This is a genomic window from Pseudomonas avellanae BPIC 631, assembly GCF_000444135.1.
Classification (GTDB): Bacteria; Pseudomonadota; Gammaproteobacteria; order Pseudomonadales; family Pseudomonadaceae; genus Aquipseudomonas; species Aquipseudomonas avellanae.
The window spans coordinates 1-9,907 of the sequence record NZ_ATDK01000253.1 but is presented as its reverse complement, the minus strand read 5'-3'; the positions used below and the strand labels follow the sequence as shown (position 1 = coordinate 9,907).

Genomic DNA, 9,907 nt, shown 5'->3' with positions numbered 1-9,907 from the left:
GTTCTTCAATGCTGAGTTCATGATATGACATAGGTTCACCGTACCGGATTGGTCAGGTGTTGCGCTCAGTTTTTGCCGCCGCCACCATTTAAAATTTAAGAGCGACTATTGGGAATTTCATGTAAAGAACCACATCAAGACACCGGATTTTATAAATGGCATTACCGAAAAAATCAACATCAAAGCCAAACCATCCTACTGGGGCAGTTATAATTTTAACTGCGGGAACTGGGCAGCTTATTTTCAAGACGAGCTGACCAAACATAGTATCGAATATGCTGGACTTACAATATATACCAGCAAAAAAAACAAGACCCCGTCGTGCTTCGCGACGATAATAATTTAATTATTTGCGTCGATACGCATATTGCGACCTTGGTTGACTTGGACAATCAAAAGCTTGTCGTTGACAACACCGGAGTTTACTCCACACCCGACTTTAAAAAACGTATAAATTTTTATATTCCAGGTGTATTGCAGGCTACTGACGAGAGCGCAGCTTCCTCAGTAATGAGCAAAGCAACTTATCCCCAGATAGCAATGAGCTCACCCGCTTCGATGGCCGGTACGTCTGGCGTATCAAGCTCGTCTGACTCAGATGCTGACTCAAGCATGGCGGATAAGATCAGGAACGAATTTACGCAGTGCATACAAAAATTGTCCGATGCCGATATCACTTTTAGCGTTTGCGACGCCGCGTCAGCCAGTGCTCGCAATCAGCCGTCAAATAATACAGCACCTTGGAAGAGTTTTATTGCGTTCGCAAACAGTCAGGATCTTCAAATAAAGGCATTCTCCAAGAAAAAAGCCAACATTGCTCCCGTTAAATCATCGAAAAAAGTGGACAAGCCCGCCAACCAAGATCACGTCTAAAAAACCGACTCTTCGCGCCCCCCACAGCGGCGGGTTGAACGCTGCCTACTGTACGCTTATTCCGTTTGAGGAGGGTTCACTTGAAACCTTGTCTTGGCCAGTTACAGACATCTGGGATCGCGTTCAAGTGAACTTATAGAAACCGACAAAAAGGCGTTCAGAAAGACGTCTTTTTTGTTAAGTCCTGATGCCCCGCATACAACCGGGCAAAAGTAGCAGGTGTAATGAAATTCAAATGCCTGACATCGTGTTCTCAGAACAGGCTATAGCGACCAGTCCCCCTCTGCCCAAAATCGAGTCGAAGGAAAATCCGGCGTGGTGCGAGAATTGGCAGTGATAGGGCGGCCACTGACATCTGCCAGCGCCGCCAACGGCAATCTTCAATTCAGGCTGGTGCCTGGCTCAAGCCTGTTCGTCTTCCTTGTCATCATCGTCGTGCTTGAGGGCTGGCTTCAGGCCTGGCTGAGGCGCGTGTTCGGCGTTGGGCGCGATTTCTTCGCCGTGGTTCTTTTTCTCTTGCTGAACTTTTTTGTCGTGGGCGACGTTACGTGGGTCGGTCATGGGAATTCCTTGAGTGGGCAGAGGGTTCAAACACCCACCGACGCGATACGTTGGCTTTAGGCGTCGGGGCATGGTTTGGAGTCAGACCGTGCGGCGGCGTTCAGTGCATTTCGCACCTGTGCGCTGGTGCTGCAAAAGCCCGCCGCCCTGCTCTACGGGCCCAGTCACCTGCCTTACAGCGCCTAGAACCAGGTTTCCATCTGGATTCCGAATTGCCATACGCCACCGGCGCTGAAGTCGCTTTTGCCGAAGTTGCCGGTCGTGCTGTAGCGGTCCAGGTCCGAAGACCAGTTCATGAGGCTTGCGAACACGCGTAATTCGGGGCGCGTGAGCAGGTCACCCATGTCCGGCTTGAACGTCGGCGCAACCGTAAACTTCCAGAAGTTACCATCGACTGCGTTGCGTTGCAGGTAGCCTTTGGGGTCCAGGTCCATGGTTTGCCAGCTCAGCTCGTAGGCCATTTCGAAATTACTGTTGATCTCGTTGGCCAGGCGCATGTTCAGCGTGAGCCAGCGGTAATCGTCGCCTTTGACGTATCGGTCTTTGCTCTGCTCTGCCAGCAGGCTTGGGCCGATGCGCCATCCCGGCGCAACGGGGGTTTCGCCATAAAGCGCCAGACGCACCGCGCGAGCGTCGTCGAGCAGTTCACCGTCCGAGCCGATGTCCTTGACCTGCGCCCCCAGACCTTGCCCATAGAGCAAGGCCGTCTTGAAGAACCCTTCCCGGCCGAAAAAGTCTTTCTGGTGATTGGCCAACATGGTGTGCAGGCCTGAATCTGCGGGCGCAAAACCCGCTTGATTGGTGCGCGTACCAACGTCGTTTTTCTTTGCACCAATGGCGTTGAACATCCACTGCCACTGGCCACTGTCGAAGAATTGGTTGGAGGTCAGGATATAGCTTTCCACATCGGCATCGACGCCGCCCTCACTGAAATCTCCGTAGTTACGCCCGATCAGGGAATAGTTGGAGCGCCAGCCCTTGTTCATCTGAACATCGTAGATACCTCCGCCGGTACCGGCCAGAAAGACCACATCCGAGTCCAGCCAGTGAATATCGAAATTATCCCTGTCGAATCGCTTGCCTGCCCACAGGGTGGCGTTCTCGAATACCGGGTTACCTTTGAACGCGGCGATATGGTCGAGCTCGGTGAATACCTGCCGCACATTCAGGTTGCTCTCGTTGGCCGTCCAGTCGTTGTAGCTTTCCACTCCATCGGCGATGGAAACCGTGAATTTGGAACGCGTACCGTTCTGCGCGTAGGTTTCTTTCGACAGGTCGAAGCGCATGTAGGTGTCGTCTTCATTACCCAGTCGCCCGACCGCACCGCCGACTGAACCCGCCGGGGTCGTGTAAGGCCCGCCGCGCCCACCGCCCAGCCCGTCGTTGATCAACAAGCCGGAACGGGCGTAGCCCTTGAAGCTGAAGCCGTCGGTGAGATGCCCGGTACCGCTTGGCTTCTCCATGCTCAATTGGCGGGCTTCAAGTTTTGCCACGCGATCATCCAGAGCAGGCGCTGGGCTGGCCGCCACAGTGGGCGCCACAGCAGGCGCCGCAGGCTGCAAAGCAGGGTTGGAAAGTTTGATTTGTTGCAGCTCCCTGGCGAGCGCCTGGGTTTGCTGTTCGGCTGCGGCTGCACGCCTTTCAGCAGCGCTGGCACGGGCTTCAAATGCAGCCATCCGCTCTTCCAGAGTCGCTGCCTGAGAAACCGCCGTCGAGGTGCCGAGCACGCCTGCGAGTACCCATCTTGATGCGTTCTGCATGTGGACTTCCTGTTTTGTTTTTATTGTTTTTGTGACGTTGGCCGAGCTTTTTTCCTTGAGCGCAGAATTGTGCGAATCGAAGAAAAAAGGGTGCCACATCGAAAATACGCTGTTACATTAACGATGTTAACGTTAACTTTTATAAAAACAAAAATAAAGAGGGCTCTATGAAACAGCTGAAATCTCTTCTTCCTGTGGCGCTGCTCACCCTGTCTGCAGGGTTCTCTGTGCTGTCGAACGCAGCAAATCTGACGATCTCGTGCGGGGCCGTCGGAGCGGAATTGCAACTGTGCAAAGAGGCCGTTGATACCTGGTCGAAACAGACCGGCAACGACGTCCAGGTGGTCTCCACGCCTAACTCGGCAACCGAGCGCCTGTCGTTCTACCAGCAAATCCTCAGTGCCAAGTCCACCGACATCGACATCATTCAAATCGACATGGTGTGGCCCGGCATGCTCGCCAAACACCTGACGGATCTGCGCGAGCTACTTCCAGCGGATGCGACACAGGGCTATTTCCAGGCTCAGGTGGACAACGCCACCGTTGACGGCCGACTGGTGACGATGCCCTGGTTCACCGACTCGGGGTTGTTATATTACCGCAAGGACTTGCTCGATAAGTACCAAAAGCCGGTTCCCCAGACCTGGGAAGACATGACGGCTACTGCCAGGCACGTGCAACAAGCCGAACGCGAGGCAGGGAACGCCAATATGTGGGGTTATGTCTTCCAGGGGCGCGCCTATGAGGGCCTGACGTGCAACGCCCTCGAATGGATCAGCAGCCAGCCGGAAGGCGGGTTGATCAACCCGAAAGGGGACATTGTGGTGAACAGTACGGCCTCGAAAGCCGCGCTGACCCTGGCGAAAAGCTGGGTCGGCGACATTTCTCCGCGCGGCGTACTCAACTACACCGAGGAAGAGGGGCGCGGCGTATTCCAGTCGGGAAATGCACTGTTCATGCGCAACTGGCCTTATGTCTGGGCGTTGGTGCAGAGCCCGGACAGCGCGGTAAAAGGCAAGGTCGGCATCGCCCCCCTGCCCCGCGGCGGAACCAACGGCACCCACGCTTCCACACTCGGAGGCTGGGGCCTGGCCGTTTCGCGATACAGCGCCAACCCCAAGCTGGCGGCAGAGCTGGTGGCTTACCTGACCAGCGCCCGAGAGCAAAAGCATCGCGCCCTGGCAGGCGCTTACAACCCGGTGATCGAGTCGCTTTATAACGATCCCGAATTGCTCGCGGCAATGCCTTACTACAACCAGTTGCACAGCATCCTCGCCAATGGGGTGATGCGCCCCGCCGCCATCACAGGCAGCGGCTACCCACGCGTATCCAACGCGTTCTTTGACCGGGTACATAGCGTGCTGGCGGGCGACTTGCCGGTCGATCAGGCACTGCTTGAACTGGAAACCGAACTAACGCGCATCAAACGCCGCAACTGGTAAGCCACACGCAAGGAAATCACCATGCCTTCCTCCTCTATCGACTTCCCCCGTGACGACGTTCTCATGACTCGGGAAACGCCTGTACAACGTCGCAGGGTACGCGCTGCGTGGCTGTTTCTGACGCCGATGCTGGTGTGCCTGACGCTGGTGGCAGCCTGGCCGTTACTGCGCACATTCTGGTTCAGCCTGACTGATGCCGACCTGTCGGACATCGAAAGCAGCTCATTCGTTGGCCTGAGCAATTATCTGTTTTACGACGGTGCCATCTGGTCAGGCGTGCTGGTCGATCCGCAGTGGTGGAACGCGGTGCGCAACACCTTGTATTTCACGGTGGTGTCGGTAGGTCTGGAAATGGTCCTGGGGCTGTTGGTCGCGTTACTGCTGAACGTCAAGTTCACCGGCCGCGCGCTGGTCCGTGCGCTGATTCTGATCCCTTGGGCGATTCCGACTATTGTCTCGGCGAAGATCTGGTCATGGATGCTCAATGACCAGTTCGGCATCATCAACCACCTGATGCTGAGCCTTGGCTTGATTGACGCGCCTCTGGCCTGGACGGCAGATGCAGACCTGTCGATGTGGGCCGTCATCATCGTCGACGTCTGGAAAACCGTGCCCTTCGTCACCCTGCTGATGCTGGCGGCCCTGCAGATGCTGCCGAGCGATTGCTACGAAGCCGCCAGGGTCGACGGCATTCATCCGTTGCGGGTGTTCTGGCGTGTCACCTTGCCGCTGCTGATGCCGGCCTTACTGGTTGCGGCGATCTTTCGCATCCTCGATTCACTGCGGGTATTCGACGTCATCTATGTCCTGACCTCCAACTCTTCGAGCACCATGAGCATGTCGGTCTATGCCCGCCAGCACCTGGTGGAGTTTCAGGATGTGGGCTATGGCAGCGCGGCCTCTACCCTGCTGTTTCTGGTCGTGGCCGTGATTGCCATGCTTTATCTGTACCTCGGACGTCGTCAACTGGAGGTGCGCTCATGAACCTGCGCCGACTGAAAAAAGCACTGCTGCGCCTGGGCTTCTGGTGCCTTGTCGGGATCTTGCTGTTCTACGCGATCTTCCCGTTCTACTACGCCATCGTGACGTCGCTCAAGCCCTCCAGTGCCTTGTTTGAGGCGAGCTACTGGATCACCAAAGCCGACTTCTCCAACTACGCGGCGGTCCTCAGCCAAGCTTCGTTCCTGCAGGCCATTGCGAACTCGCTGGTGGTTTCGCTGTGTGTGGTGATGCTCGCGCTGTTTCTCGGTCTGACCGCGTCCTACGCCTTGGGCAGGGTCAGGTTCCGTGGGCGCGGCACGGTCCTGATGATGGTGCTCGGCGTGTCCATGTTTCCCCAGGTTGCGGTGCTGTCGGGGCTGTTTGAAGTGATCCGTGCGCTGGGGCTCTATAACACCTCGTGGGCGCTGATCCTCAGCTACACGATTTTCACCCTGCCCTTCACCGTCTGGGTGCTGACCACCTTCATGGGGCAATTGCCGCATGAGCTGGAAGAGGCAGCCATCATGGACGGCGCCTCGCCCTGGGTCACGCTGACCCGCGTGCTGTTGCCGCTGCTATGGCCCGCGCTGGTCACCGCAGGCCTGCTGGCGTTTATTGCCGCGTGGAACGAATTCCTGTTTGCCCTGACCTTCACCCTGACAGACGCCCAACGCACGGTGCCGGTTGCCATCGCCCTGATTTCGGGTGGCAGCTCCCATGAATTGCCTTGGGGCCTGTTGATGGCGGCGTCGGTGCTGGTGACCGTCCCGCTGGTGATTCTGGTGCTGATCTTCCAGCGCCGTATCGTTTCCGGGCTCACTGCCGGCGCGTTAAAGGGTTGATGCACAACCATGACAAGGAACAGCATCATGATGAAATTGAAGCTAGCCAACATCAACAAGCAATTGGGCGGCATGCGTATTCTGCGCGACGTCAGCCTGGAGATCGCTACGGGTGAGTTCGTGGTGTTCGTCGGCCCGTCGGGCTGCGGAAAGTCGACGCTGCTGCGCTTGATCGCCGGGCTGGACTCGATCTGCGACGGCGACCTGCTGATCGACGGACGACGGGTCAATGACCTGGAACCGCGCGAGCGTGGTGTCGGTATGGTCTTTCAGTCCTACGCGCTGTACCCGCACATGAGCGTCTACGACAACATCAGTTTTGGTCTCAAGCTGGCCAAGACAGAAAAAAGCAGCCTGCGCGAGCGCGTGCTGAAAACCGCGCAGATTCTGCAACTGGACAAACTGTTGCAGCGCAAACCCAAGGAACTGTCTGGCGGGCAGCGTCAGCGGGTAGCAATGGGCAGAGCCATGGCGCGGGAACCGGACATTTTGCTGTTCGACGAACCGCTCTCCAACCTCGATGCCTCGTTGCGGGTGCAGATGCGCAACGAAATCGCCCGGCTGCATAAGCGGCTGGGCTCGACCATGATCTACGTCACCCACGATCAGGTAGAGGCGATGACCCTGGCTGACAAGATTGTCGTGCTCAACGGCGGTCAGGTCGAACAGGTTGGCTCACCACGCGAGCTCTACGAGCGCCCCGCCAGCCGCTTCGTGGCGGGTTTTCTGGGCTCGCCGAGAATGAATTTTCTGCCAGTGCGCTTGCAGGCACCAGGCCGCAACAGCCTGATCGATATCCCGGCACTGGGCATGACGTCCCTGCCCTTTGACAGCTCGAACCTGGCCAACGGTGCGCAATTGACCCTGGGTGTTCGCCCGGAACACATCGCCCTGACGGCTGCGAACAACGGCGTTGGCGTCACGGTGACCGGTGTCGAATACCTGGGCAGCGAGGTCTACGTGCACCTGGCTACCGGCGAGAGCGAACCCTTGATCTGTCGCTGCGATGCCAAGACTGGTTGGCAGGCGGGCGACCAGGTCGCGCTGCAACTGGATGACAGCAACCTGCACATGTTCGACGCCGATGGCCTGGCCTTGAAGCGTCACGCAGACGCCGGTCAGCAGCTGACAACCGGCACCACGCCGCACCTTGTACAAGCAGGCACCCTATGAGTTTTTCTGTAAATACCGTGAGCAACCCGATGTCTCCCGCCCTCGAACGCGCGCACCAGGCGCTTGAGGAGGGTTTGTCGCAGGTCATCCACGATTATCGACCCGGTTATCACCTGGCCCCGCCTGCGGGCTGGATGAACGACCCGAACGGCGTGGTGTTCTTTCGCGGCGAATACCACGTGTTCTATCAGCATCACCCTTTTGACGCAAAATGGGGCCCGATGTACTGGGGCCACGCCAAGAGTGCTGATCTGGTCCATTGGCAGCACCTGCCCATTGCGTTGGCACCGGGCGATGACGTCGATCGGGACGGCTGCTTTTCCGGCAGCGCCGTGGTGTGTGGCGATACCCTGGCGCTGGTCTACACCGGGCACACCTGGCTGGGTGAGGTGGGCGACGAGCGTTTTATCCGTCAGGTGCAGTGTCTGGCCACCAGTCTCGACGGCATCAACTTCGTCAAACACGGCGCCGTCATCGACAGCCCGCCGCAGGACACGATCATTCATTTCCGTGACCCTAAGGTCTGGCAGCAGGATGACCACTGGTACCTGATTGCCGGCGCACGCCTGGGTGACAAGCCGCTGCTGCCGCTGTATCGGTCTGCAGACCTGCACGCCTGGGAATTCGTGAGCTATGTGTCCAGTGGCAACGAAGGCGATGGTTATATGTGGGAATGCCCTGACCTGTTTCGCCTTGATGGACGCGATGTACTGCTTTACTCCCCGCAAGGCATGCCGGCCCAGGGCTACGAGCGACTGAACAAATTCCATACTGGCTACCGAGTGGGCCAGATCGACAGCCAATGGCAGTTCAGCGGCGGGCCTTTTATCGAACTGGATAACGGCCACGACTTCTATGCGGCGCAAACCCTCGTGGCTGCCGATGGCAGACGTCTGGTGTGGGCGTGGCTCGATATGTGGGAAAGCCCGACACCCACTACTGCGCATCACTGGCGCGGAATGCTCGGCCTGCCACGCGAACTTGAACTGCGCGACGAACGCCTGTGCGTGCACCCCGCACGCGAACTGACGGGGTTACGCAACGCGTTATTGCCAGGCACCCCGTGGTGGAGTGAGCCGGGCACCCGGTGGGCGACCGAGGTGCGGGGCGACCTGCTCGAAATACATGTGCATCTGGACCTGCTCGACTGCCTGGAAGGCCATTTGGGCGTGGCACTGCGTTGCAGCGCAGATGGCAAGGAGCAGACGCTGCTTTATTACGATGCCTCGCTAAAACGCTTGATCCTGGACCGCGACCCATCGGGCTCCCACGTCAGCGGTCAACGCAGCGTGGCAATAGACCCCAAACAGGGCCAACTGGAACTGCGCGTGTTCCTTGATCGATCATCCATCGAAGTATTCGACAAAAACGGCAACTTCACCCTTAGCAGCCGCCTTTATCCACAGGCCGACAGCCTGGGCGTGAAGCTGATTGCCAACGGGACCGGAGGCCGGGTCTGCATTGCCAACGCATGGACACTTTCCTCGGGCTACCGGTAGGGTCTGTACCCGTTTCACATTGGCAGCCACAGAAAAGCGCAGGCATTGCTATGACGCTTTCATAGTTTCTCTTGAGTTTGTCAAATCGAGAAGCCACCGCCCGAAAATGCTTCAACCGGGCGAAGGCGTTTTCTACGAGATGTCGATTGCGATATAACCCTTAGTCTTTTTCCTATTGCCTGGTCCGTCGTGCTCGCCGCACCTGCACTGTGCTGGTGAGCTTTGGCATAGCTGCCATCAACAAAAACCCATTCCAGGTCCGGGTCGGTCCTCAGCACCTCAAGCACCTTGACCCACTTGCCTGAAGCAGACCAGGCATTGAACCGCTTGTAGATCTTGCTCCAGCTTCCAAACTCTTTCAGTAGATCTCGCCAAGGGCAGAACAATATGAATCCGGATCAAGGGTGCAATGAGCATCAGAAAAAACAGACCTTGGTAAAAAGCCGTTAGTTGATGTCCGGCTTGTAACACTTAAGGATCTCCAAAACTACTTTCTTCCATAATTCTGAACGGACAGCATTTGCCGACAGAACAGCCGGACCTGGTTGTACCCTGGTGGAGTTTTACCTAACCGGTGATTGCTACGGCTGCACTTTCCCTTGTTCGTGACGGTTTGATCCAGCTGGACGACCCAGTACAAGAAAACCATTTTACCCTTCGACAGCTGCTCAGACACTAGTGTACTGTTTTCGAAATAAGTTACCCATAACCTGCAAGCTAAGCTATTGATAAGATTTGAATTTTCCGTTAGTTGGTGGCTGATTTTTTCGAAAACA

At 57.0% G+C, this 9,907-nt stretch carries 8 protein-coding genes and 2 pseudogenes; 7 read left to right on the top strand and 3 right to left on the bottom strand.

Translation table 11 applies throughout. From position 1 onward, the window contains the following. Window positions 1–321 precede the first annotated feature (321 nt). Complete coding sequence (locus tag DW49_RS0114435; RefSeq protein ID WP_024421299.1) at window positions 322–873, top strand: hypothetical protein; 552 nt, start codon at window positions 322–324, stop codon at window positions 871–873. A gap of 402 nt (window positions 874–1,275) precedes the next feature. Here DW49_RS0114435 and DW49_RS1000000133120 read toward each other — a convergent pair whose 3' ends face one another. Beyond that, window positions 1,276–1,434 carry a hypothetical protein gene (locus tag DW49_RS1000000133120; protein ID WP_003381255.1) on the bottom strand — a complete coding sequence of 53 codons (159 nt, stop codon included), beginning with the start codon at window positions 1,432–1,434 and terminating at the stop codon, window positions 1,276–1,278. Between the two features lie 182 nt (window positions 1,435–1,616). Beyond that, window positions 1,617–3,194, bottom strand: coding sequence for a carbohydrate porin (locus DW49_RS0114415; protein WP_032617100.1), 1,578 nt, complete (start codon window positions 3,192–3,194; stop codon window positions 1,617–1,619). Window positions 3,195–3,361: 167 nt separating this feature from the next. Here DW49_RS0114415 and DW49_RS0114410 point away from each other — a divergent pair, with 167 nt between their 5' ends. Genes DW49_RS0114410 through DW49_RS0114390 form a run of 5 tightly spaced genes read left to right on the top strand, consistent with a single transcriptional unit; the run spans window position 3,362 to window position 9,131 of the window. Then, entirely contained in the window at window positions 3,362–4,636 is a 1,275-nt protein-coding gene (locus DW49_RS0114410) for an ABC transporter substrate-binding protein (RefSeq protein WP_005614755.1), read from the top strand. 21 nt (window positions 4,637–4,657) lie between these two features. After that, on the top strand, window positions 4,658–5,620 hold the full coding sequence (locus tag DW49_RS0114405) for a carbohydrate ABC transporter permease (protein WP_005614752.1): 963 nt from the start codon (window positions 4,658–4,660) through the stop codon (window positions 5,618–5,620). Then, window positions 5,617–6,459 carry a carbohydrate ABC transporter permease gene (locus tag DW49_RS0114400; protein WP_005614750.1) on the top strand — a complete coding sequence of 281 codons (843 nt, stop codon included), beginning with the start codon at window positions 5,617–5,619 and terminating at the stop codon, window positions 6,457–6,459. Before DW49_RS0114405 ends, DW49_RS0114400 begins: the two co-directional genes overlap by 4 nt. Window positions 6,460–6,486: 27 nt before the next feature. Beyond that, window positions 6,487–7,632 carry an ABC transporter ATP-binding protein gene (locus DW49_RS0114395; RefSeq protein WP_005614748.1) on the top strand — a complete coding sequence of 382 codons (1,146 nt, stop codon included), beginning with the start codon at window positions 6,487–6,489 and terminating at the stop codon, window positions 7,630–7,632. Beyond that, on the top strand, window positions 7,629–9,131 hold the full coding sequence (locus DW49_RS0114390) for a glycoside hydrolase family 32 protein (RefSeq protein ID WP_005614747.1): 1,503 nt from the start codon (window positions 7,629–7,631) through the stop codon (window positions 9,129–9,131). The genes DW49_RS0114395 and DW49_RS0114390 overlap by 4 nt, the downstream gene beginning before the upstream one ends. 14 nt (window positions 9,132–9,145) lie before the next feature. Here DW49_RS0114390 and DW49_RS1000000130200 read toward each other — a convergent pair. Next, window positions 9,146–9,511, bottom strand: a pseudogene (locus DW49_RS1000000130200) (transposase); the annotation flags it as partial. A gap of 119 nt (window positions 9,512–9,630) precedes the next feature. Between DW49_RS1000000130200 and DW49_RS1000000130195 the strand changes: the two are divergent. Continuing rightward, window positions 9,631–9,807: pseudogene (locus DW49_RS1000000130195) on the top strand (serine hydrolase); the annotation flags it as partial. Between the last annotated feature and the right edge of the window lie 100 nt (window positions 9,808–9,907).

Excerpts from the sequence above, each read along its gene's own strand:
- DW49_RS1000000133120 (WP_003381255.1), bottom strand. The coding sequence starts at position 1,434 with ATGACCGACCCACGTAACGTCGCCCACGACAAAAAAGTTCAGCAAGAG.
- DW49_RS0114415 (WP_032617100.1), bottom strand. The coding sequence starts at position 3,194 with ATGCAGAACGCATCAAGATGGGTACTCGCAGGCGTGCTCGGCACCTCG.
- DW49_RS0114410 (WP_005614755.1), top strand. The coding sequence starts at position 3,362 with ATGAAACAGCTGAAATCTCTTCTTCCTGTGGCGCTGCTCACCCTGTCT.
- DW49_RS0114405 (WP_005614752.1), top strand. The coding sequence starts at position 4,658 with ATGCCTTCCTCCTCTATCGACTTCCCCCGTGACGACGTTCTCATGACT.
- DW49_RS0114400 (WP_005614750.1), top strand. The coding sequence starts at position 5,617 with ATGAACCTGCGCCGACTGAAAAAAGCACTGCTGCGCCTGGGCTTCTGG.
- DW49_RS0114395 (WP_005614748.1), top strand. The coding sequence starts at position 6,487 with ATGATGAAATTGAAGCTAGCCAACATCAACAAGCAATTGGGCGGCATG.
- DW49_RS0114390 (WP_005614747.1), top strand. The coding sequence starts at position 7,629 with ATGAGTTTTTCTGTAAATACCGTGAGCAACCCGATGTCTCCCGCCCTC.